Annotated in this window: 18 protein-coding genes; 5 read left to right on the top strand and 13 right to left on the bottom strand. The window is 39.5% G+C overall.

The genetic code is table 11. The features are described 5' to 3' along the window. Nucleotides 1-13: 13 nt before the first annotated feature. The 3 genes from secF to GQR47_RS16005 all read right to left on the bottom strand — a co-directional run bounded on the left by secF (nt 14) and on the right by GQR47_RS16005 (nt 3,349). The gene (gene secF, locus GQR47_RS16015; protein WP_165724116.1) at nt 14-949 is read right to left on the bottom strand and encodes a protein translocase subunit SecF; all 936 of its coding nucleotides are present in this window, start codon (nt 947-949) and stop codon (nt 14-16) included. Next, on the bottom strand, nt 942-2,780 hold the full coding sequence (secD, locus tag GQR47_RS16010; RefSeq protein ID WP_165724115.1) for a protein translocase subunit SecD: 1,839 nt from the start codon (nt 2,778-2,780) through the stop codon (nt 942-944). Before secD ends, secF begins: the two co-directional genes overlap by 8 nt. 107 nt (nt 2,781-2,887) lie before the next feature. Continuing rightward, nucleotides 2,888-3,349 carry a hypothetical protein gene (locus GQR47_RS16005; protein WP_165724113.1) on the bottom strand — a complete coding sequence of 154 codons (462 nt, stop codon included), beginning with the start codon at nt 3,347-3,349 and terminating at the stop codon, nt 2,888-2,890. 101 nt (nt 3,350-3,450) lie between these two features. Between GQR47_RS16005 and GQR47_RS16000 the strand changes: the two genes are divergently transcribed. From GQR47_RS16000 to GQR47_RS15985, 4 genes are all read left to right on the top strand, one after another. Further along, nucleotides 3,451-5,229, top strand: coding sequence for an ABC transporter ATP-binding protein/permease (locus GQR47_RS16000; RefSeq protein ID WP_165724111.1), 1,779 nt, complete (start codon nt 3,451-3,453; stop codon nt 5,227-5,229). 237 nt (nt 5,230-5,466) lie between these two features. After that, nucleotides 5,467-7,545, top strand: coding sequence for a M13 family metallopeptidase (locus GQR47_RS15995; protein ID WP_165724109.1), 2,079 nt, complete (start codon nt 5,467-5,469; stop codon nt 7,543-7,545). Nucleotides 7,546-7,803: 258 nt separating this feature from the next. Next, nucleotides 7,804-8,517, top strand: a complete 714-nt coding sequence (locus tag GQR47_RS15990; RefSeq protein ID WP_002959761.1) for a YebC/PmpR family DNA-binding transcriptional regulator — start codon at nt 7,804-7,806, stop codon at nt 8,515-8,517. 41 nt (nt 8,518-8,558) lie between these two features. After that, nucleotides 8,559-9,881 (top strand): leucine-rich repeat-containing protein kinase family protein, encoded by a 1,323-nt coding sequence (locus GQR47_RS15985; protein WP_240915902.1) that lies wholly within the window; start codon nt 8,559-8,561, stop codon nt 9,879-9,881. 79 nt (nt 9,882-9,960) lie between these two features. Here GQR47_RS15985 and GQR47_RS15980 read toward each other — a convergent pair whose 3' ends face one another. The 6 genes from GQR47_RS15980 to glk all read right to left on the bottom strand — a co-directional run bounded on the left by GQR47_RS15980 (nt 9,961) and on the right by glk (nt 17,188). Continuing rightward, on the bottom strand, nt 9,961-11,085 hold the full coding sequence (locus GQR47_RS15980) for a sterol desaturase family protein (RefSeq protein ID WP_165724108.1): 1,125 nt from the start codon (nt 11,083-11,085) through the stop codon (nt 9,961-9,963). A 205-nt stretch (nt 11,086-11,290) separates the two neighbouring features. Next, the gene (gene gap, locus GQR47_RS15975; protein WP_165724106.1) at nt 11,291-12,295 is read right to left on the bottom strand and encodes a type I glyceraldehyde-3-phosphate dehydrogenase; all 1,005 of its coding nucleotides are present in this window, start codon (nt 12,293-12,295) and stop codon (nt 11,291-11,293) included. A 9-nt stretch (nt 12,296-12,304) separates the two neighbouring features. Further along, entirely contained in the window at nt 12,305-12,925 is a 621-nt protein-coding gene (gene eda, locus GQR47_RS15970) for a bifunctional 4-hydroxy-2-oxoglutarate aldolase/2-dehydro-3-deoxy-phosphogluconate aldolase (RefSeq protein WP_002959756.1), read from the bottom strand. Nucleotides 12,926-12,958: 33 nt separating this feature from the next. Then, on the bottom strand, nt 12,959-14,809 hold the full coding sequence (gene edd / locus GQR47_RS15965) for a phosphogluconate dehydratase (RefSeq protein WP_007582619.1): 1,851 nt from the start codon (nt 14,807-14,809) through the stop codon (nt 12,959-12,961). Between the two features lie 336 nt (nt 14,810-15,145). Then, nucleotides 15,146-16,159 (bottom strand): LacI family DNA-binding transcriptional regulator, encoded by a 1,014-nt coding sequence (locus GQR47_RS15960; protein ID WP_076923932.1) that lies wholly within the window; start codon nt 16,157-16,159, stop codon nt 15,146-15,148. Nucleotides 16,160-16,195: 36 nt separating this feature from the next. Then, nucleotides 16,196-17,188 carry a glucokinase gene (glk, locus tag GQR47_RS15955; protein WP_165724104.1) on the bottom strand — a complete coding sequence of 331 codons (993 nt, stop codon included), beginning with the start codon at nt 17,186-17,188 and terminating at the stop codon, nt 16,196-16,198. 290 nt (nt 17,189-17,478) lie between these two features. On the opposite strand from glk, the gene GQR47_RS15950 reads away from it, so the two are divergent. Then, nucleotides 17,479-18,495: a LacI family DNA-binding transcriptional regulator gene (locus GQR47_RS15950; RefSeq protein ID WP_165724102.1), complete on the top strand. Its 1,017-nt coding sequence runs from the start codon at nt 17,479-17,481 to the stop codon at nt 18,493-18,495. Between the two features lie 14 nt (nt 18,496-18,509). Here the strand turns inward: GQR47_RS15950 and GQR47_RS15945 are convergent, their stop codons facing one another. The 4 genes from GQR47_RS15945 to GQR47_RS15930 form a co-directional block, all read right to left on the bottom strand. After that, nucleotides 18,510-18,743: a DUF6429 family protein gene (locus tag GQR47_RS15945; RefSeq protein ID WP_165724101.1), complete on the bottom strand. Its 234-nt coding sequence runs from the start codon at nt 18,741-18,743 to the stop codon at nt 18,510-18,512. A gap of 235 nt (nt 18,744-18,978) precedes the next feature. Then, complete coding sequence (locus GQR47_RS15940) at nt 18,979-19,806, bottom strand: LytTR family DNA-binding domain-containing protein (protein ID WP_165724099.1); 828 nt, start codon at nt 19,804-19,806, stop codon at nt 18,979-18,981. Further along, on the bottom strand, nt 19,781-20,863 hold the full coding sequence (locus GQR47_RS15935) for a histidine kinase (RefSeq protein ID WP_007375367.1): 1,083 nt from the start codon (nt 20,861-20,863) through the stop codon (nt 19,781-19,783). The genes GQR47_RS15940 and GQR47_RS15935 overlap by 26 nt, the downstream gene beginning before the upstream one ends. Nucleotides 20,864-20,908: 45 nt before the next feature. Further along, entirely contained in the window at nt 20,909-23,461 is a 2,553-nt protein-coding gene (locus GQR47_RS15930) for a glycoside hydrolase family 3 N-terminal domain-containing protein (protein WP_165724097.1), read from the bottom strand. Nucleotides 23,462-23,539 lie beyond the last annotated feature (78 nt).

Below are 23,539 nucleotides of genomic sequence, written 5' to 3'. Positions count from 1 at the left end.
TTTATTAAAAACCTTATGGCATATCTAATAATGTTTGCGTGTGGACATCTACTTTAACTTCGTAGTTTTTAGCGCTTAAGCCCAATAGCTCCGGCAAGGTTGCCGCTATACAAATAGACGAGAACGTACCCACTACAATGCCGGTAAATAATGCAATAGCAAAACCTTGCAGTGGTGCGCCTGCAAGTAGCCAAACGCTGGCAACCGTTGCAAGTGTGGTGCCCGACGTTATTAAAGTGCGTGTTAGTGTGCTTTTAATCGCATTATTAATAATAGTCGCAGGGCTAAGTACATTGTTTGATTGAACACGTAAAAGCTCGCGTACTCTATCCCCTACTATTATTGAGTCGTTAAGTGAGTAACCAATAATAGCCAGTAAGCTTGCCAGCACGGTTAGGTTAAACTCAATTTGTAATAGTGAAAATAATCCAAGTACGAGTATTAAATCATGCACTAGCGCAACCACAGAGCCAACAGCTAAACGCCATTCAAAACGCACTGCAAGGTAAAGCATTACCGCAATCATTGCAGCAAACATGGCTAAACAGCCTTGATCAAATAACTCATCGCCCACTTGTGAGCCAATATAAGCTGACGATAATACCTGTGCGTTTATATCATCGTTTTGTGTAACAGCACTTTGCCAATCAAGGCTATTAGCTGTGGCTGATGCACTTGGCGCTTCTCTTAATTGAAAATGGCTATTACCTTGCGCGGTTAGCTCAAACTCACCGTTGTGATTTTTAGCAATAAACGATTGAAGCTCTTTTAGTTCAACACTTTGGCTGGTTGTAAACTCAGTTAAATAGCCGCCGGTAAAGTCTAAGCCGAAATTTAAACCTTTTTGCGTAAGCGTAAATACGGATAGCAACACTAACATGGCGCTTAAAAGCATGCCTATAAAACGTAAACGTGTACCCTTTTCACCTTTCAAAAAAGTGTTAAGCATGTGCTTTTACTCCTGCTTTTTTACCCATTTTTAAATACAACGTTTGACTTAATATTTTTGATACGTACACACCTGTAAATACAGACGTTAAAAGTCCCAGTGCTAATGTAATGGCAAAACCTTTAACCGGCCCATAGCCTATGCCGTATAAAATAAGTGCGGTGATCATGGTGGTTATATTGGCATCAAATATTGTATTTGCGGCTTGTTTATAACCCTCTTGAATAGCTTGATATGGTGCACGGCCTTGGCGACGTTCTTCTTTAATGCGTTCAAATATTATTACGTTAGTGTCTACCGCCATACCTATGGTTAACACCAGGCCTGCAATACCCGGAAGCGTTAACACAACCCCTGGTAATAATGACATTAAGCCCACAAGCGACGTTAAATTTAATATAAGTGCCACGTTTGCAATAAGGCCTAAACGACGATACCAAAGCGCCATAAATGCAAGCGTAATACCCATGCCTAACATAAGCGCGGCTAAGCCATTACTAATATTTTCGCTGCCGAGACTTGGCCCTATTGTTTGTTCGTGCACAATTGTAACGGGCGCTGTAAGCGAGCCTGCGCGAAGTAACAATGCCAGATCGGCTGCCGCTTGTTGGCTTTTCATATTGGTAATACTAAAACGCGAACTTAAATGCTGAGCAATATTGGCAACGTTAATAACTTCGCTTTTTTTAACGACTTCGCCTTTAGCGTTTTGAGAGTACTCAGAGTAAACCGTCGCTATTGGCTTACCAATATTGGCTTTTGAAAACGCCGACATTGCATCCCCGCCTTGGCCGTCTAGGCTTAGCTGTACCAATGGTTTACCCCAATCGTCGCGGCCTATGTTTGCATTATTAATATGATCGCCTGTAAAAATTGGCACAGGATCGAGCTTTATGGTCCCGCCCGATTGCATATTAAATGTTTGCCCGCCAATTTCTTTTAATTGATAAAAGCCAAGCGATGCTGTTGCACCAATAATACGTTTTGCTTCGGTTGGATCTTGCACGCCCGGTAGCTCTATACGAATGCGATGTTTTCCTTGTTGCTGTGTTACCGCTTCGGTAATGCCTAACTCTTCAATACGTGAACGAAGGGTTGTGAGTGTTTGCCCCATTACTTCTTTATCAAAGCTGCTTCGGCCTTGCTCCGAATAACTAAATTTGGCAGTTTTAACGCTGCCGTTATTGCTTGTTACAACGGCTAAATTGGCAAATCGGCTTTGTAGCTCTTCAATAACGGGGGTTAACTTGTCTGTTGCATTAGGCAATGCGTTTATTTCAAACCCGTGCTGAGTTTGCTGCGCTTTTACGCCATGTGCTTTTTGTTTAATAATGATTGATTTAGCTTGTTGATACGCACTGACTAACTGCTCATCAACGGCTTTATCTAAATCTACGTCTAGTACAAATAGCACACCGCCATTTAAATCAAGGCCCAGCTTTATTGGTGATAAACCAAAATCTTGTAACCATGTAGGGCTGGTTGCATGCTCAACAATTTTAACTTGCGTGTTTGGGTATTGCGCTTTTATAGCCGCTTGCGCCTGAGCGCTTTTAGTTGGCTCGTTTAAAAGTACATTAATAGTTGATTGCTTATCTAAACCCTGCTCAACCTCTAACCCTTGGTTATTTAAAAAAGTAACTAGCGTTTTAGTGCTTGGTAAAGATTGTGTTTCGCTGTGCGGCACGGCACTGATATGCAACCACGATTTATTTGGATATAGGTTTGGTAATGCGCTAATAGCTAATAAAACCAATACTATTAGCATGGCTATATAGCTTAATTTAAACTTAGCCGTAGACGGCTTTTTATCTTTTTTAAAACTTAACATGTTTAATCCTTATTGCCAGCAAAGCTAGCAACGTACTTTTTAAAAGCACAATTAATCTGCAGGCTAAAACTTTAAAGTTAAAACCTAATAAAATTAAATAAGGAAAATCAAGCGTGGTAGGTAGTTACAGCAGTGTAGAGTAAGTTAACGTCTTTCCAGCCACTTAAGCGCGACTTTTTACTATTAGTTACAAGCGTATACCAAGGTTGTATACGGTTAACGGCTCTCGGTCGTAAAAATATATGCCTAACAAGATTTTGAGCAAAAAATTCAAAAACCACATCGTATTCTGGCTCACTTTGCACAGTGTGCAAAAACAAAGATGAATTATTGGCAGTTAATCTTGGTTGGTGCGCGTCAAAATCGGTTTGATGCGTTTTTTTATGTTGCGAAGTATCTACAGACTTACTAATAGGCTGTATTTTAGTTAAATCGGCAATATCAGTAGGCGAAACCTGCGTGCTAATATTTATATTTAAATTTTGTGAGGCGCCCATAGCATTGCTCTGCACACTAAAAAGTGCAGCAAGTAGCAAAAAGGCAGTTAAAAACACTCTAAATTTAAACATTCAAGTTTTAAAACTAAAATAAGGGATGCGTAGTATATAAGGGCAAGCATTTAAAATACAATGCTTATTAATTAAGTATTTAGTTTTAACAGAGATCACTAATGCGCCCCAAACAAAGCACAGAAAAACGACCAGATGCCATGAATTTACGCCAAAGTGTAAAAACACTGTGGCCCTACCTTACAAAATTTAAAGGCCGTGTTTTTCTTGCACTTATGGCACTTATAGGCGCAAAAGGTGCCACGCTTTTAATGCCTTGGGCGCTTAAAGAAATAATAAACTCTGTAGATAAGTCGATTAACCCACTGCTAGTTATTCCTGCTTTATTGTTATTGATGTACGGTGCACTGCGTTTTGCTAGTGTATTTTTAGGTGAAATAAGAGATGCTGTATTTTCTCGTGTAACCGAGCACGCCATGCGTGATATAGGTTTAAAAGTATTTAAGCATTTGCACTCACTTGAGCTGGCTTTTCATTTAGATAGGCAAACCGGTGGCATTAGCCGCGATATAGAGCGTGGTACTAGCGGATTAAGCTTTTTAATGCGTTTTCTAATGTTTAACATTGTGCCTACTTTATTTGAAATACTGACCGTTGCGATTATTTTTGGCACGTTGTTTTCTGTTTGGTTTGCGCTTATTACATTATTGGCAGTCGCTATTTATATTACCTTTACTGTGGTGGTTACTCAGTGGCGAAACCGCTTTATTAGAGAAGCAAATACTGCCGACAATCAAAGTAATACCCGTGCCATAGACAGCCTACTTAATTATGAAACTGTAAAATATTTTAATAATGAACAGTTTGAAGCTAAAACGTACGACACCTTTTTAGCAAACTGGGAAAAAGCCCGTTTAAAAAATAGAATGTCGTTGCTCGCCCTCAACTCAGGCCAAGCACTTATTATTGCCTGTGCTATTACCGCTTTAATGTGGTTGGGCTCAACCGAGGTAGTTGCAGGTACGCTTTCTATTGGTGAGCTTGTGATGATTAACGCCTATATGATTCAGCTATTTTTACCGCTTAACTTTTTAGGTTTTGTGTACCGCGAAATAAGACGCGCACTAACCGACCTTGAAAACATGCTTGGGCTACTTAACAAAAAACCACAAATAACCGATGCACTTAATGCTAAAGAGCTCAATATTAGCCAAGGTGAAATAACATTTAATAATGTAAATTTTAGTTACGATACCCATCGCCCTATTCTTAATAACCTTAGTTTTAGCGTTAAAGCAGGCAGCAAAGTAGCCATTGTTGGTGCCAGCGGAGCTGGTAAAAGCTCATTAGCGCGACTGCTTTATCGTTTTTATGATGTAAGCGCCGGTGAAATTAGTATCGATAATCAAGCAATAAACTCAGTAACACTTAATAGTTTACGAAAAGCCATTGCTATTGTGCCGCAAGACACCGTGCTGTTTAACACTACTATTCGTGAAAATATCGCTTACGGTAGGCCATCAGCAAACGATGCAGAAATTGATGAAGCGATTGCTATGGCGCATTTAAAAGACTTTATAGCAACACTTGATAAAGGCGATAAAACACTGGTTGGTGAGCGCGGTTTAAAAGTATCCGGCGGCGAAAAACAGCGTATTGCTATTGCGCGCGCCATTTTGAAAAAGTCCCCTATTTTAATTTTTGATGAAGCAACATCTGCACTCGACTCTCATTCTGAGCAAGCAATTCTCGCAGCAATGCGTGAAGTTGCCAGTAACCATACGAGTATTGTTATTGCACATCGTCTTTCTACTATTACCGATGCAGACACCATTATTGTGCTCAAAACCGGACAAATTATTGAGCAAGGTAAGCACCATGAGTTACTTACACTCGCCGGAGAATACGCCCGTATGTGGGAGCTCCAGCATAAAAAATAAATAGTGTGTGACCCCTCTTAGCTCGGATACCTTCAAGTATTCGAGCTAAATAAAGCGTTTATAGAACCTATTAGCCTTTCTCTTTTCTCCTATATTAGTTTTACCGAGCACTGTGGTGATTCACCTCAAAAGGTTTGTTTGTCTGATTAATATCAATAACAATCGATAAGTTAAATATTCGTAACAATAAAAATAATTCACTGCTTTAATTCAATCAGTGATACTCAGGAGTAAGTAATGAAAAAGAGTTTAATTGCCGCAGCATTAGCTGCCACATTTATTACCGGTTGTTCAGAGCCGCAAACAACAAAAACAGACGAGCAACAACCTAAAGTAGCCACTACAGCAGTGACACAAAAAGCAGAGTTAGGTAGTTTTGGTGTTGATCTAACAGCCCGTAACGAAGCCGTTAAACCAGGCGATGACTTTTTTATGCATGCCAGCGGCACTTGGTATGACAACTACGAAATGCCTGCAGATAAAACCCGCTACGGTGCATTTTCAGGATTAGCTGAGCGCAGCGAAGGCGATGTTAAAGCTATTATTGAAGAAATAGCCGCACGCAAAGATTTAAACGCAGAAGAAAAACTCGTTGCTGATTTTTACAACGCCTACATGGATACCGAAACACTTAATAAACTAGGTGTGGCGCCTATTAAGCCATTGTTAAGTGAAATTAATGATATAGCGTCGACCGACGATTTAGCTGAAATGTTTGGTAAGTCTTGGTTAACCGGTAATAAAGCCCCTTTTGGCGGCGGCATGTGGTTTAATCGCCTAGACCCTAATAAATATGAAATGTCACTAGGTGCTGGTGGTTTAGGTTTACCAGATCGTTCTTACTACCTTGAAGACGCTGAGCGCTTTGTTAAAACCCGCACAGCTTATGTTGCTCACATTGCTGATATGCTTGAGTTTGCAGGAGTAGAAAATACCGCTGAGCGCGCTCAAGCAATTGTTGATCTTGAAACCAAAATTGCACAAGGTCATTGGCCCCGTGAAAAGCGCCGTAATCGCGATTTAACGCTAAACCAAATTGAACGCGCCGATTTAAGCACTACTTATCCTGGTTTTAACTGGGATTTATATTTTGCGCAAACAGGTTATAAAGTACCTCAGTTAAATATCTCTCAACCTGAACCTATAAAAGCGATGATTGAGCTAATCAATCAAGAAGATATTGCAGTATGGAAAGACTACCTAACGTATCACGCTATTAGCGGTAACGCAGGTTTACTATCAGAAGACGTATTTAATACTAACTTTGCTTTTTTTGGTAAAGAACTAAACGGACAACAAGAGCCTCGCCCTCGTTGGAAGCGTGCAATCAGTGAAATGTCGGGCACAAGTTCGCTTGGTTTTGCTATTGGTAAAATATACGTAGCACGTTACTTCCCTGAGTCATCAAAACAACAAATGTCAGAGCTGGTTGAAAACCTTCGTACAGCTCTTGGTGAACGCATTGATAACCTAGAATGGATGGGCGATGAAACTAAAGTAAATGCGCGCGCTAAACTGGCTGCATTTGTACCAAAAATTGGTTACCCCGATGTATGGCAGTCTTATGAAGGTTTAAGCATTACTAAAAACGATTTGATTGGTAATGTGAAAAACATGCGTGAATTTTTTCATGCAGAAAGTGTTGAAAAAGAGCTACAAAAAACAGACCGTAACCGCTGGGGCATGACGCCACAACGCGTAAACGCTTACTACAATAGCTCGTTTAATGAAATTGTATTTCCGGCTGCGATATTACAACCGCCGTTTTTCGATCCAAATGCCGATCCGGCTGTAAACTATGGCGGTATTGGCGCTATAATTGGTCACGAAATGGGTCATGGATTTGACGATCAAGGTTCAAAATCAGACGAAAACGGTGTGCAACGTAACTGGTGGACTGATGCTGACCGCGCTGCATTTGACAAAAAAGCCGATCAACTGGCTGCGCAGTACAGTAAATACGAGCCAATAGAAGGTAACTTTGTTAATGGTCGAAATAGCCTTGGCGAAAACATTGGTGATGTAGGTGGGCTATCAATGGCTTATCACGCGTACAAGCTCAGTTTAAATGGTAAAGAAGCGCCTGTTATTGACGGCGTTACTGGCGATCAGCGTTTCTTCCTTGCGTGGGCACAAGTATGGAAAGAAAAACGTACTGAGCAAAGCATGCTTAACCAACTGCGTGGTGGCACACATGCCCCAGGTCGCTTTAGAGCACAAGCGCCGCGTAACCATGATGCATGGTACAAAGCGTTTAATGTGAAACCAGGCGATGCGTTATACCTTCCCGAAGATGAGCGTGTACGTATTTGGTAAGTAACACTTACTTTTTATTACTTAGTAAGGCAACCTGTTATACAGGTTGCTTTTTTATTGAATTAAATTTACACATAATAGATATAATTCCAACGTCTAGAACCCTCGATGATCCCATTAATAAAATACAGTTTACATGGCTTTTAAACGTTACCGATTTAATCTGTTTTAATACTTACTAGCCCTTGAATGCATTTACCTTTAGAATACGCATTATAATTTTATTCTATTATTTACATATATTAAGGCGAAACGCAGATGGGAAGAGCTTACCAAAACAAAAAAGATTCAATGGCTAAGACTGCGGGTGCTAAAACTAAAGTTTATTCTAAGTACGGCAAAGAAATTTATATTTGTGCAAAAAACGGCGGTGTAGATCCAGATGGTAACTTATCATTGCGTCGTTTAATTGAACGCGCTAAAAAAGACCAAGTACCAGCACACGTTATTGACCGCGCAATAGACAAAGCAAAAGGCGGCGGCGGTGAAGACTACGCAGCAACACGTTACGAAGGTTACGGCCCTGGTAACTGTATGATTATTGTTGACTGTTTAACAGACAACAACAAGCGTACCTTTGCTGATGTACGTGTTTGTTTTACCAAAGCAAATGCTAAAATTGGCGCTCAAAACTCTGTTTCACACTTATTTGATCACCTTGCTATTTTTGTATTTGACGGTGATGACGACGAAGCAGTACTTGAAGCTCTTATGATGGCTGATGTTGATGTAACTGACGTAGAAGTAGATGACGGTAAAGTTACTGTTTTTGCTCCTCACACAGAGTACAACAATACACGTACAGCGCTTGAAGAAATGGGCGTGACTGAATTTGACGAAGACCTAATTAGCTTTGTGCCACAAATTGAAACGCCGATTGAAGGCGAAGACGTTGAAGTTATGGAACGCTTTTTAGCAATGTTAGAAGATTGCGACGACGTACAAAACGTTTACCATAACGCGCAATTCTAAAGAGCAATTTAGTAAGTTAGAACGACTTTAAGCCAACAGCTATGTTGGCTTTTTCATTTTTAGAACATGGTATTAATATGACCTCCCTTAAAGAGCTTAAAAGTGGCAAACTTGTTGGTGCTACTCGCCTGCAATTGGTAGAAGAGCTAACGACATTTCCTGAAGAAATCTTTAGCTTAGCTGACACGCTTGAAGTTCTCGATTTATCAAATAATAACTTATCAACACTACCTGATGAATTTGCCTGTTTAACACACCTGAAGCGTGTATTTTTATCGTTTAATCAGTTTAAGCATATTCCTAAAGTGCTCGCTAAATGCCCTGCTTTAATTATGGTCGCGTTTAAAGGTAACCAAATTTCTGAATTTGCTTTAAACAGCCTGCCAAAAAATATTGAGTGGCTAATACTCACCGATAATACGTTAAGCGAATTGCCTGAAGATTTTGGTAATTATACCCAGCTTAAAAAGCTTGCGCTTGCAGGCAATCAACTTAAGCAACTGCCAATTAGCATGGCGCAGTGTAAAAACCTTGAGCTCGTTAGGCTCTCTGCTAATAACTTAACACACGTAGACGACTGGCTGTTTGAATTGCCTAAACTTGCTTGGCTTGCGTTTGCCGGTAACGATTTTAATAAAGCCCAGTGCCTTACAAAAAGCTGCTTAGAAAATAAGCCTCTTAACGATTACACACTTAGTCATGTTATTGGCCAAGGTGCATCGGGCGTTATTCATTTAGCGCAAGCTGTTGATAGAGCTGTAGCGATTAAATTATTTAAAGGCGCAATTACCAGCGACGGCTACCCGCTTGATGAAGTAAATTGCTGCTTACAAGCAGGCGATCACGCTAATTTAATTAAAGTACTTGCCTACATTGAGCAAAGTGATCAGCTAGGTTTAGTAATGGAGCTAATAGATAAAAGCTTTGCTAATTTAGGCCTGCCTCCAAGCCTCGAAACCTGCACACGTGATATCTTTGATGATGATTGCCATTACTCAACTCACACTATTTTAAAAATTGCACAGCAAATGGTAAGTACGCTACATCACTTGCATGTTTGTAAAGTAAGCCATGGCGACGTGTATGCGCATAACACCATGATAAACAAAGATGCTGATGTATTATTTGGTGATTTTGGTGCAGCCACAAACTTAGCCATGCTAAATGATTATCAACAAAAGCAAATCGAGTTAATTGAAGTACGTGCATTAGGGTGTTTAATTGAAGACTTATTAGGCACGGTAACTGGTGATGATAGACAAAGTGAGCCCTTTGTTAAAATGTCCGATATGGCAAAACGTGCGATGCAACCTACATTAAATCAAAGGCCAACATTTACTGAGTTATTAGCTGAGCTAAAATAAGTTTAATATTAGTAATATAAGCGAGCAAAATGTAACATCTTGCTCGCTTTTATTTTATGTTTATTCGGATTTTCCAAACTTATTTAGTGCGCTTAAACGGGTAAACCTGTTGTTTAAGCATACCTACGGGCATGTAATCCCCGACTACGCCATACGCTTGTGGCCACTCTTTTTGGCCTTTAACAGCAGTACCAAACACATAATCTAAAAACGAAAAATGTGCAGCGTAATTTCGGTCAATCGCGGCTTTATCTGACGCATGATGCCAATGATGAAACTGCGGTGTAACCATAAAATACTTTAACCAGCCAAATTTCACACGTACATTTGCATGGTTAAACACAGCCTGTAAACCCACAATTATTACGTACAAACTAATTATTTGCTGTGAAAAACCAAGCACAAATATAGGCGTGAGCACTAAGCTGCGGGTAACGAGTATTTCAAGAATATGCTGGCGAGAGCCCGCTAACCAATCCATTTCTTTAGCACTGTGATGTACGCCATGAAAGCGCCATAATAAAGGGACTTCGTGATAGGCACGATGCACCCAATACTGCATTAAATCGGCCACGAGTATTATTAAAAACAACTGCACTACAAAGGGAGTTTGCTCTATATAACCTTGTACTGTAGATGATACAGCCCAGCCAAAGCCATAATGCACAAAGTGGTTAGTGACGAGTAATACAAAACCAATAATTAAATGGTTTACAAAAAAGTGATTTAAATCGCCTCGCCATTCGCTACGTAATATTTTTTGCTCTTTTCGATGGGGTAGCAGCTTTTCAATAACAATAAATATGAGTGTTGAGCCGAGTAAATCTAAAATAAACCAATCGAGCCCTATGTAAGGTGTGTTGGTGGCAAACTCATTTACCTCAACGTTTGGTCCGCCAAACATAATTGCCAGAATAATAAAAAACCACGCTGTAGCCCCTAAACGCTTATTGGTATTGCGTACAAAGTTAAGTAATCCTAAACTGCCCGAGACCAATAATGATGCAAACATAAGCTGACGTAAAAAGTCGACACTGTAGCTTTTTCTCAGTTCTGGTGTGGTTAAGTATTCAGGAAAGTGAAACGCTAATACGCCTAAGCAACTCAGTATTGCTAAAAAGCAGGCTATGTAGCCACTTATGTTGCCCTCACCTATCTGAAGATGATTTGTGCGAAATACCTTTCGTGATAAAGCTCTGATCATTTTTATTATTCCTTGCTTCGTTGAGTTGATTAAATACAACGAAATTCCATTGATTTACACACCCACATATTAACAAAATTTAGGGTATAAAAAATACAAATAGTTCCCTTCTAATTTTGAATTGCAAATATACAGATAAACTAAACGCAAAAAAGCCACGCAATGCGTGGCTTGGTTGGATAAAGCTAAACTTTTACAAGGTCAATTATAAGTACTGACCTAATGCTTTAACTTGGTCTAACATGCGGTTTGAGAAACCCCACTCATTGTCGTACCAAGCCATTACTTTAACTAGTTTGCCATTGGCTTTAGTTTGCGTTGCATCAAAGATTGACGACGCTGGGTTATGGTTAAAGTCGATAGAAACAAGCGGAAGCTCGTTATATTCTAAAATACTCTTCATTGAACCCGTTGATGCTTCTTTCATGATTGCATTGATTTCTTCTGCAGTCGTATCACGCTTAGTGATAAACGTAAAATCAACTAAAGAAACATTGATTGTAGGTACACGTACCGACATACCATCTAATTTACCAGCAAGTTCTGGTAATACTAAACCAACAGCTGCCGCAGCACCTGTTTTAGTTGGGATCATAGATTGAGTTGCACTACGCGCACGGTATAAATCTGGGTGGTAAACGTCAGATAAGTTTTGATCGTTGGTGTAAGCGTGAATAGTCGTCATGCTACCTTGCTCAATACCTACTGTGTCGTTAATTGCTTTTGCAATTGGCGCTAAACAGTTAGTAGTACACGATGCATTTGAGATGATTTGGCTATCAGCATTAATTACGTCGCTGTTTACACCATGCACTACTGTTGCATCTAAACCAGTACCTGGAGCAGATACGATTACTTTTTTAGCGCCTGCAGTAATGTGCTTAGCGGCGTCATCACGTTTAGTGAAAAAACCAGTACATTCTAAAACGATATCGACGTTTAGCTCTTTCCACGGTAAGTTTGCAGGGTCACGCTCTTGCGTTAACGTAATTACGTCATCCCCAATTAGCATAGTGTTGTTTTCAAGTGTTACTTTTTTTGAAAATTGACCATGAACAGAGTCATATTGCGTTAAATGTGCATTTACGTTAGCTGGTGCTAAATCGTTAATTGCTACAATTTTAATTTCGCTGTTTTGAGCTGACTCATAAAGTGCACGTAAAACATTTCTACCGATACGGCCGTACCCGTTAATTGCTACATTAATCATTTTAGACTCCTATTTAAGTTCACTTGCTTGGCGAGCAAGCGCTTCAATTGCTTGCCAGTCTTTATTTTCAATTAGTTGTTTATCTAGCATCCACGTACCACCAACACAAATAACGTTGTTAAGCGCTAAATAATTAGGAGCAGTTGCTAGGCTAATGCCGCCAGTTGGGCAAAAAGTAATATGTGGTAATGGGCCACCGATTGATTTAAGCATAGCTGTTCCGCCTGCAGCTTCTGCTGGGAAGAATTTTAAATACTTAAAACCATGCGACGCAAGTTGCATAACTTCACTTGCAGTTGCAGCGCCTGGTAAAAATGGTATATCTGATGTTTTAGCTAAAGCAATAAGCTCATCGCTCACACCTGGACTCACCATAAAATCTGCACCAGCAGCAACCGAAAGATCAAAACTTGCCTTATCTACTACCGTACCAGTACCTACATAGGCTTCAGGTACTTCTGCTTTCATCAGCTTTACAGCTTCTGCAGCAATAGGTGTACGTAGTGTTATTTCTAAGGCTTTTAAGCCACCGTTATATAACGCTCTTGCAAGTGGTGCTGCATCTTCTAATTTTTCGATTACAACCACTGGCACTACGGGTGCCGATGCTAAGATTTTTTCAATACTCATTACTTGTTCCTCATTACCCAGTATGGCTAATATTTATTCAAGTCCAAAAGCACTCGCGCCTAAATCGGCACTGCTTACGATATTTCTAAATCCAGTAAATAATTCGCGACCTGTACCAAATGTTGCACTTGGCAGGCTAAGTTCTGCTTCACGTTTAGCAAGTTCTTCGTCGCTAACGTGTACTTTTAATATTCCGTTTGGCGCATCAAGTGTCACTAAATCACCTTCTCGGATTTTAGCAATAATGCCGCCTTCTACTGCCTCTGGTGCTAAGTGAATAGCAGCTGGTACTTTACCTGATGCACCCGACATACGACCGTCAGTAACAATGGCTACTTTAAAGCCTTCATCTTGAAGCGTTGCCATTACTGGCGTTAATTTATGTAGCTCTGGCATACCTTTCGCTTTAGGGCCTTGCTCTTTTAGCACGGCAATAAAGTCTTGGTTTAATTCGCCACGCGTGTATGCATCTTGCAGAGCACTTTGTGAGCTAAACACTTTTGCAGGAGCAGTAACAACCTGATGTTCAATAGCAACAGCTGACACTTTAATAACAGCTTTACCTAAGTTACCCGTTAGAAGTTGCAGACCACCTTGCTTACTAAAAGGGTTACTCACTGGGCGAAGTACTTCTTCATCGTGTGAGTTTGCTGGGCAATCTACCCACTTAACTTTAGTTGGGCCGGTTGAGTTGCTCATGATCAGGCTATCGTCTTTATCCAAACGAGGCTCTGTCATGTAAGGTGCTAAACCATCGCCTAGCATTGTTTTAACGTCAGTGTGTAAGTAACCAGCGCTTGCTAGCTCTCGCATTAAGAAACCCATACCGCCAGCTGCTTGGAAGTGGTTTACATCTGCAGAGCCGTTAGGGTAAATACGTGTAAGTAGTGGTACAACTTCTGATAAATCAGACATATCTTTCCACGTAACCTGAATGCCCGCCGCTTTTGCTATCGCAACAATATGAATTGCATGGTTAGTAGAACCACCTGTAGAAAGAAGACCTACTAAACCGTTTATAATCGTTTTTTCGCTGATCACATCGGCCAAACACGGGCTTTCTTTATCATCTGTAAGCTGCTTAAGCATAGTTTCTACAGCATTACCTGTAAGACCATCGCGAAGCTCAGTGTAAGGATTAATAAACGAACTACCTGGAAGGTGTAAGCCCATTATTTCCATTAACATTTGGTTTGAGTTTGCAGTACCGTAGAACGTACAAGTACCTGCGCTGTGGTAAGACGCGCTTTCAGCCTCTAATAAGTCTTCGCGACTTACTAGACCTTGTGCAAATTTTTGACGAATACGTGCTTTTTCTTTATTAGGAATACCTGATTGCATTGGACCTGCTGGTAAAAAGAACACAGGTAAATGACCAAACGACAATGCACCAATTAATAAACCCGGGACGATTTTGTCGCAAACGCCTAAACAAAAAACGCCATCAAACACATCGTGTGAAAGCGATATTGCCGTAGACATAGCAATTACATCACGAGAAAAAAGCGAAAGTTCCATGCCGTCACGCCCTTGCGTAACACCATCACACATTGCAGGAACGCCACCAGCAACTTGTGCTGTAGCATCGTATTTGGTAGCAATGTCTTTAATTAAATCTGGGTAGTCTTTGTATGGCACATGAGCCGATAGCATATCGTTATATGAGTTGATAATAGCAAGATTTGGCTGCTCATCAGCCTTTAAGCGCGCTTTGTCATCACTGCTACATGCAGCCATAACATGGGCTATATTTCCGCAACCTAAACCGGCACGAACTCTTGTTTGTTTTTTTGCGTGCGAAATACGTTCTAAATAATCTTGACGGGTATTTTTACTGCGCTCGATAACGCGCTGGGTAACTTCTTGAATACGAGGATGTAACATAATTTAACTCATCTCTATTAGTTAGAGGATAAAGGCTCAGTAGCAACTACAGACTCCACGTAAATAACTGTACTGAGCATCTTTGATTTACCCGTTCAAAGGTACGCTACCAGGGAGCCTCTCACAACAGCCCTGACACCGGTGTCACTGTATTAACGCATAGCAATGACACCGGTGTCAACCCCGGGTAACAAAAATAGTTTAATATTTTAACATGACCGAATAATGACCTAATTGATTTTTAGGCACAAAGTATATTTTAGCAAGTTCAGAGCAAAAAAAAGCCCAAATAAGCGTCACTCATATTCGGGCTACTGTGAAAGTCTTTTTAACTCACTATTTTATCGCAGAGGTAGACTCGCGTGTAATTAAGCGCGACTCAAGCGTTACCTGATAAGGCTTTTCTTGTGGTTGAGCTATGTGTGAAATAAGTTGAGTTACGGCCTGTTTAGTCATCTCTTCAACCGGTTGTGCAATAGTTGTTAAACCAGGCCAAATATGACGCGCAATGGGTGCATTATCAAAACCAGCTATTGAAATGTCATCAGGCACTTTTAATTGGCGCTGAGTAGCTAATTTTAATACCGCTGCCGCCATGTAATCGTTTGATGCAAATACAGCTGTTGGCCTAGGGGACAAATCTAATATGCTACGTGCACTATCTACACCAGAATGATAACTAAAGTTACCCTCCTCTACTAATCGTTCATCAAACTCTATCCCATGGCTTGCAAGTGAGCGCCTGTAACCTTTAAAGCGTTGTTGCGTAGCACTGTGATCCGGGTGCCCTTTAATAAACGCTATAGATTTATGCCCAAGGCTAATTAAATGCTCAGTAATTTCAAATGCGCCTTGCTCATCATTACTACGAACTGAAATAGAATCATCTTGAAGTAAAGCTGACGCAACTCTTGCATAAGGAATTTTTTTAGATTTTAAAAAAGAAGCCAGCTCAGCAAAATCACCAAAAGGAGGTGTTAGCACAATGCCATCTAATCGAGATGTCTGCAGTAATTGCTCAATATTATTTATAAGGGCATCACCACGAAACTCACAGGGGTGTATCAATAGATTATAATTATTTTCTTTGCATGCTTCTAGAGCACCCGTTTGCACGCGAGTGATGTAGCTTTTACTTGGGTTATCGTAAAGACAGCCAATAATAAAGCTACGATTTTGTGCAAGCCCTCGTGCAATTGGGTTTGGGGTATAATCGAGTTCTTTAAATACCGCAAGCACCTTTTCTCGGGTTGCAGCACTAACATTAGGCTCGTTATTTAAAACGCGTGATACGGTTTTTTTAGAAACACCAGCATGACTTGCCACACTGTTTATTGTTACTTTTTTCATCACTCTATTTTTCCAAATGCGAACAAGGAAAGCTCCTTATTTGCTGTTGTGCAAACACGCTGCGGCACCAATTAGTGGAATATTATCTTGTGTTACAAGTGTTACAGGAATTTGCCCTGCGTACTGCGACATAATACCCTTTTGCGAAAATCGTTCAACAAAACGACTTTCTAGAAGTCTTGCTTGCATTCGAGGCAGTATTCCACCGCCAATAAATAGTCCGCCTAAAGCACCGTAAACAACGGCTAAATCGCCAGCTACACTGCCAATCCAATCACAAAACTGGTTTAGCGTTGCATCACACACATCACATTCACCGCTATTTGCAAGGCTGCTAATTTGTGCGGCATCTAAATTTTTAGCTGTTACACCCTTAACCGCAGACATCGCTTTATATAAATGCGTTATGCCAGGTCCTGAAAATACAGTTTCGATAGAAACGTGGGGGTGGTCTTTACGTAATTCATTTAATAATAAAGTATCGAGTTCATTAACGGGTGCAAGTGATATATGCCCCCCTTCTGAACTTAAAACAGCGGTAGATTGCGATGTTCTTACTAAACATGCAGCACCAAAACCAGTACCTGGGCCTATAACACCAATGTTTGCATTGTCATCAGCTTGACCTGCTTTAACGATTACATTTTGTGTAGGATCTAAGTAAGGAGCAGCGTACGCAAAAGCAGCAAAATCGTTAATGACTTCTAGTTGAAGTAAATTAAAGTGTGCTTTAAATTCACTAACACTAAAATGCCAACCTAAATTGGTTAAGTGTACCTGCCCAGCTTTTATTGGACCTGCAACGGCTAAGCATGCGCGTTTAGGGGTAATATGCGAAACTGTTTGTAAATATTGTTCTAGCGCACTTTCAAGTGAACCAAAATTAGCACTAGGGAATATATTAATGTGCTCTATTATAAATTGGTTAGTGTCTTCATTAAAACCAGTTATTAAAGCAAAGCGGGCATTAGTGCCGCCAACATCAGCAACTAAGATGGGATCAAATTGGGCAGAAGCGTTTGGGCTCATAGTATTATCTCTTTTGTTAAGCGACTCATGCTTATTATTTTACAATGGTGTACCATTGTTATTTATACTTTGAGCTATCACCTCAAAGTAGCTATCACAGTAAAAAATGCTGCCTATAAAGATATAGACAGCGAATACGTTTTGACAACAAAATGATAAAACACTGACATTATGACACCGGTGTCAGGAATTTATCAATAAAAATATACGTTAATTCACAAAAAGCTTGAAATTATTCATCAATAAACGAAAATGACACAATTATTTATCAATTTAATTAAGTTGTAACAATGAAAGGTAAAGCTACCTCATTTGATATTGCCCACTATGCAGGGGTATCTCAATCGACTGTATCTCGCGCTTTACGTAACAGCCACCTTGTTAATGAAGAAACACGCAAGCGTGTTTTCGATATAGCTAAAAAGCTTAATTATAAAGTTGATAAAAATGCGAGTAACCTTCGCACTCAACAAAGTAGTACGCTTGCATTATTGTTGTTTGAAGATCCCACTTCTGACGAGTCCCAAATAAATCCTTTCTTCTTAGCCATGCTTGGCAGTATTACCCGTGCTTGCGCTACAGAAGGTTACGATTTATTAGTTTCATTTCAATCGGCCAGTGCTGATTGGCAAGCAGACTACGAAGACAGCCACAGAGCCGATGGCATTATTTTACTCGGGTATGGCGATTACATTGATTACCAACCAAAATTTAACACCTTACTTGAACAAAATACTAAGTTTGTTTGCTGGGGTGCAACGGTAGATAACCGTCCCGATTTAACTGTTTGTTGTGATAACTACGGTGGCGGTAAGCTCGCCGCTGAGCACTTTATTGCGCATAGCAGAACTGATTGCGCTTTTATTGGTGATGCATCTGATCACAGTCCTGAATTTTTTAGTCGATTTCAGGGTTTTAAGGATGAGCTATTGGCTAACAACGTTAAAATAAATGAGCGTAAAATGGCTAATGCTATCTCTACTGAAGAATCTGGCTATCACGCCACACGCTCACTAATTGCTAATAATATTAAATTTAACGCCTTATTTGCTGCAAGTGACTTAATTGCTATAGGGGCTATACGCGCACTTAAAGAAGCAAATATCAACGTGCCGAAAGATGTTGCGGTAGTCGGCTTTGATAATATAGCCATTGCAAGTTATGTAAACCCACCACTAACTACAATAGAGCAAAACACCACTATTGCTGGGCAAATGTTAGTAGAGAACCTATTAAAACTAATACGTGGTGAAGAAGTGCAAAGCACTTTATTACCGCCGCTATTAATTGCCAGAGGCTCAAGTTAATTTAATTGTAAACTTTAGGGCTCATTTTTTACAAATAACTTATTAAATAACATTTCACATTGTTTAAGCCCATCATCCGTTAATACGATAGATTTAGCTTTACCAATAGGGTTACAGATTAAACCTTTTTCAAACAACCGGTTGGTTACTTCCCAATCAACTTGCTTCCAAGCTCGATTGTGCTCATGTAATGTGAGATACATCAACGCTAATGCAGCTTCATCTATATTATTTTCATCAATATTCATTACTAGCTCCCAATCATTAGAACTATTGAATTCAAGTTTTAAATTATTTACCTATCCAATAAAACCTTTGTAGCGAGGCTTTATTCATTAAACCCTTTTATTTTTATAACCAGGACGTGCAGTTCTGCTTTTTCATCACTTCGTCTATCTGCTACTGGTTTAGCTTCATTCTTGAACCAGAGAATGAAGAAGATAAAATAATTGAGCAATATAATTGCCACTGAAACCATTATTTCTAATTCAAACTCTGTGATAATAAGTAACCAGAGTTATTAAGTAATCGACTTTTTAGTTCTTTGCTGTAAGTACGGCTTACTTTCATAGATTTATCATTTTTTAAAATAGCATTGTACTCACTATTTCGCAGAGGTTCTAAACGCTTTACATGCTTCAGATTTACGATAGCTGATTTATGTATGCGTACAAAATCAGCTGGGAGTGTATCTTTTTCGAGACTTTTCATTCGAGCTCGCATCACAAATGTTTCTTGTTGAGTATGTACACACATATAATCACCTGCTGCATCTATACATAAAATATCGTTGTAAGGTACAAGTTGTATAGGGTTTCGACCATCTTGTATAATTAAGTTATTAGCCTCAACTAACGTTTCAATTTTTGTTGAGTTGATGAGTTTTGGTTGCTGCGCGTTTAAATAACTTTCGCGCATTTCAAGTAATTGCTGCTTGTTAACCACACTGCTTAAACGTTCACTTGCGCGCTCAATAGCTTCACCTAAGCGCTGCAATTTAACCGGCTTGAGCAAATAATCTACCGCCTTAACTTCAAAAGCTTGCACTGCATGCTGATGAAAAGCTGTAACAAAAATAACAGCAGGGCAATAATTCCCAATAAAGTATTTAACTAACTCAAAGCCTGATTTTTCAGGCATTTCTATATCTAAAAAAATAAGGTTTGGTTGGGTTTTATTTATAATACTTACGGCATCATCTACACTATTAGCATGGCCAATAACATCTATTTGAGGAAAGCTTTCAAGCCTTATCATCAACCCTTCTATAGCACTGTACTCATCATCAACTATCAGTGTTTTTAGCTGCATGCATATTCTCCTGTGTACGCTCAAGTGGAATTGCCATATTAACCCACGCTCCGCCCAGTTCGTTGTTACCTGTTTTAAATTTATTATTTTGAGGATAAATTAAGCTTAATCGTTGTTCACAATTTTTTAAGCCTATTCCTCTTTGAGAATTAGTATTTGTGTTAAAACCTTTGCCTGTATCTAAAACAGAAATAGACAACGTATTATTCTTTTGCTCTATTCTTAGCGTTATTGTTATGTTTTGAGCTTGATCCATTCCATGCTTTAAAGCGTTTTCAACTAAAGGCTGAATAAGCATAGAAGGAATTAAAAAGTCATCGCAGTGAGACTCGGTAATAATGTTTACATTCAGCTTATTACCAAAACGGCATTGCTCTATATCAAGATAGGTATTTAATATTTGTACTTCTTCGTGCACTGTTATTTTAGCAAGCGGATCGGTGTACAAACTATACCGTAATAAATCGCATAGTTTTTCAAGCATATCAACTGCATGCATATTATCTTTTTTTAGTATTAACGTACAAATTGCGTTAATGCTATTAAACATAAAATGAGGATTTAACTGATAACGCAGCATTTTAAGCTGTGCTTCGTTTGCTAAGTTAAGAGCAACAGCAGCTTTTTGTTTTTGCGCTTGGTTATCAAGGTAAGATGTAATACCAAAATAAGCCCCCGTCCATGTTGCTAACATAGTAAGTGACGCCGTACTCCAAGTGCCAAAGTCAAACCAACTCATCGCTGACCACCAATGGCCATAAAACCACTGCAAAGCAGCCCATTTAAAAGCGGTCCACACTATACTTGCAATCAACAGCGCTGAAACATGCAGTGGAATACTTATGTTTGCCGATTTTGTTCTTGCGAACAAATAACACTTCCTTAAACCAAGCGTTATGAAAAGCCCGCATAAGGTGTCGAGTAACAGATGCGGAATATGAATTTGCCAAGGCTCGTTACTAGGTAGCTTTATCATTATTTCAGTTAAAAGCGCATAAATCCCCCAACCACTCAACTGAAAAGCCCAAAATAAATAACGCCGAGATTCTAATTTCACATCTATCCTAATAAAATGAAAACAGGTATTAAACCCGATTAAAGTTTATAAATCATTACAGCCTATAATAAGGCTATTACTCTGTGTCGCTTTCACTAACGCAACATTCGCAATTGCTAAGTTGAGTGGATGATGAGCATTAATACTAAGTATTTCAGTGACTTCGTTCATCTTTTTTTGCGCTGCACTACATCCCAACTTTATAGCGACAGTTTGCCAGCCTTTATTTTTTAACTGGGTAAGTTGAGTCATTAGGCTTATTTTAGTCAAACATATTTGTTCCCCACACATTGCGCGAAGCTCAACAACATCCGATTGCACATCATCAACGCGTATATCAAATTGTATGAACTGTTTATCAACGTCTTTAAACTCTGTCGTTGCTTGTTCAAAACGTAAACTCACTGTGGCAATCTCTTGTGTATTATTCCAAACAAACTGCCTGCCATCTTCTTGATACGCTAAGTTAACCGATTGCATAGAAATACTTTTGCCGTCGGCGCTCATGGCTGATGAGCTTTTAGTCATCATGTTGATTTGAGTTTGGTCTGATAACGCCCAGCGAACGTTAGGTGCTAGGTTTCTAACAAAAAATGAGGTGCCTTGGCTGTCACTTTCATTAGCTTTTGGACTGGTTTTTTCTGATAGCTTTTTTACACTTTTAGGTTCTTTATAACTAAGTCCATAACCATAAGCAAATAAAGGATCGTAGTTTTTATCGCCTTTATTGAGAATAAATTGATCGTCAAATTTTGGCCACGAAAAACTTAATTTACCTGTAAAGTCGTATTGAACAGCATCGTTTTTATCTAAAAGTAAAACGTCAGCAACACCTTGCCCTTGTGAGCCTGGTAACCATGCGGCTACAAACGCATCCGACGCATTTATCTCTTTATTTACCCAAAGCGGACGACCGCTTATAAATACACTCACTACCGGAATCTTTTGTGCTTGCAGCGATTTTAATAAAACGAGATCTTTTTTATTATCTCGTTGATATTCAAGCCCTTGTATGTCGCCAAACCACTCGGCGTAAGGCTCTTCGCCAAACACGACTATTGCTATATCGGGTTTTTGCTTAAATTGTGCATTTTGCGATAATTCAATTTCACCACCAGCGGCAAGTACTTGTTCTTTTAAACCATCAAAAATAGACACTGCATTTGGAAAATCAGCATTGGTATTATCAGTTCCTTGCCATGATACACTCCAACCACCCGCTTGTTTGGCAATATTATGTGCGCCATTACCTGTCACTAATATTTTGCTACGCGGAGATATTGGTAACACATTTTGATTATTTTTTAGTGTATTATTTTTCAATAATACTAAAGACTTTCTAACCGCCTCACGTGCCAAAGCTTTATGCTCTGGGGCATTTAACCAGTCTGTATTTTTAGATTCTGCACGACTCGATGGCTTATCCTTGGTAAATAATCCCCAACGCACTTTTGCGCGAAGAAAACGCCTAACCGCGTCATTTATTCGCTCAAGCTTTATATCGCCTTGATTAACTTGCTTAACTGTATTGTGATAAAATGCCTCATAGTGTTCTGGCACCATCATTACATCGACACCTGCATTAAATGCACCGGCACATTGTTCAAGATCGCATCCTTTTACAAATTTATGCGCATTCCAATCACTTACAACAAATCCATCAAACCCCATTTTTTTCTTCAGTACAGTCGTTAATAAATATTTACTGCCGTGAACTCGTCTTGAATTCCAACTATTAAACGAGGCCATGACTGATTGCACACCTGATTCAATCGCCGAAAAATAACCCGCCGCGTGAATATCTCTCAGTGTTTTTTCATCAATCACAGTATTACCTCTATCTATACCGTTTTCGGTGCCGCCATCACCCACAAAGTGTTTTGCCGTAGCAATACGATGATAACCATTTAAAAAATCGTCGTTTATATCACCTTGTAAACCTGACACCATAGCACTTGCGTAACGTTTAACTATATCAGGGTCTTCTGAATAACTTTCGTAAGTACGTCCCCACCTATCATCTCTTACTACAGCAACTGTAGGTGCAAAACTCCATTCAATACCGGTTACTGAAACTTCTTTTGCTGTTGCTTTGCCAATTTTTTTTATTAATTCTGCATCGTTAGCTGCACCTAAACCAATATTGTGAGGAAACAACGTTGCACCATATACATTACTATGACCATGCATAGCATCTGTGCCCCAAATGGTGGGTATTGTACTTTGGTCTTGCGAGCTATCAATTGAGGCTAAATACATTTCATCAGCAAAGCGTAACCACGTTTTTGAATCTGCGGTTTTATTGCCGTATGGTGCTGAATTACCTCCATTTAAATATGAGCCAAAGCCATACTTTCGCATTTTTTTAACGCTGAGATAGCTTATTTCTGGTTGAATTAATTGTGCTACTTTTTGCTCAATACTCATTGTCGCCATAAGCTCATCAATTTGGTGCTCAACCGATAGATTAGGCTTTAATTGCGTATTAACCATTGGCCAATCTACTGATTCTGTAGCCATTACGCTAACGCTTAAAGTACATACGCTTAACAAAGCAGGAAAAGTATTTCGCCAAAAACGACGATTAATAGTAAGCATTTAGGGATCCTTAGAGTTTTTATAACTTGATTTTTAATGCTGTTAGCCATTCGTGCTAACATTATTACGAAAAACGCT

The organism is Pseudoalteromonas sp. Z1A2, assembly GCF_011378755.1.
Taxonomy (GTDB): domain Bacteria; phylum Pseudomonadota; class Gammaproteobacteria; order Enterobacterales; family Alteromonadaceae; genus Pseudoalteromonas; species Pseudoalteromonas distincta.
The sequence above is the reverse complement of the archived record's forward strand: the minus strand, read 5'-3'. Positions and strand labels throughout refer to the sequence as shown.

Bases quoted from the DNA above. Each gene is read 5' to 3' on its own strand.
- secF (WP_165724116.1), bottom strand. From the start codon at position 949: ATGCTTAACACTTTTTTGAAAGGTGAAAAGGGTACACGTTTACGTTTT.
- secD (WP_165724115.1), bottom strand. From the start codon at position 2,780: ATGTTAAGTTTTAAAAAAGATAAAAAGCCGTCTACGGCTAAGTTTAAA.
- GQR47_RS16005 (WP_165724113.1), bottom strand. From the start codon at position 3,349: ATGTTTAAATTTAGAGTGTTTTTAACTGCCTTTTTGCTACTTGCTGCA.
- GQR47_RS16000 (WP_165724111.1), top strand. From the start codon at position 3,451: ATGCGCCCCAAACAAAGCACAGAAAAACGACCAGATGCCATGAATTTA.
- GQR47_RS15995 (WP_165724109.1), top strand. From the start codon at position 5,467: ATGAAAAAGAGTTTAATTGCCGCAGCATTAGCTGCCACATTTATTACC.
- GQR47_RS15990 (WP_002959761.1), top strand. From the start codon at position 7,804: ATGGGAAGAGCTTACCAAAACAAAAAAGATTCAATGGCTAAGACTGCG.
- GQR47_RS15985 (WP_240915902.1), top strand. From the start codon at position 8,559: ATGTTGGCTTTTTCATTTTTAGAACATGGTATTAATATGACCTCCCTT.
- GQR47_RS15980 (WP_165724108.1), bottom strand. From the start codon at position 11,085: ATGATCAGAGCTTTATCACGAAAGGTATTTCGCACAAATCATCTTCAG.
- gap (WP_165724106.1), bottom strand. From the start codon at position 12,295: ATGATTAATGTAGCAATTAACGGGTACGGCCGTATCGGTAGAAATGTT.
- eda (WP_002959756.1), bottom strand. From the start codon at position 12,925: ATGAGTATTGAAAAAATCTTAGCATCGGCACCCGTAGTGCCAGTGGTT.
- edd (WP_007582619.1), bottom strand. From the start codon at position 14,809: ATGTTACATCCTCGTATTCAAGAAGTTACCCAGCGCGTTATCGAGCGC.
- GQR47_RS15960 (WP_076923932.1), bottom strand. From the start codon at position 16,159: ATGAAAAAAGTAACAATAAACAGTGTGGCAAGTCATGCTGGTGTTTCT.
- glk (WP_165724104.1), bottom strand. From the start codon at position 17,188: ATGAGCCCAAACGCTTCTGCCCAATTTGATCCCATCTTAGTTGCTGAT.
- GQR47_RS15950 (WP_165724102.1), top strand. From the start codon at position 17,479: ATGAAAGGTAAAGCTACCTCATTTGATATTGCCCACTATGCAGGGGTA.
- GQR47_RS15945 (WP_165724101.1), bottom strand. From the start codon at position 18,743: ATGAATATTGATGAAAATAATATAGATGAAGCTGCATTAGCGTTGATG.
- GQR47_RS15940 (WP_165724099.1), bottom strand. From the start codon at position 19,806: ATGCAGCTAAAAACACTGATAGTTGATGATGAGTACAGTGCTATAGAA.
- GQR47_RS15930 (WP_165724097.1), bottom strand. From the start codon at position 23,461: ATGCTTACTATTAATCGTCGTTTTTGGCGAAATACTTTTCCTGCTTTG.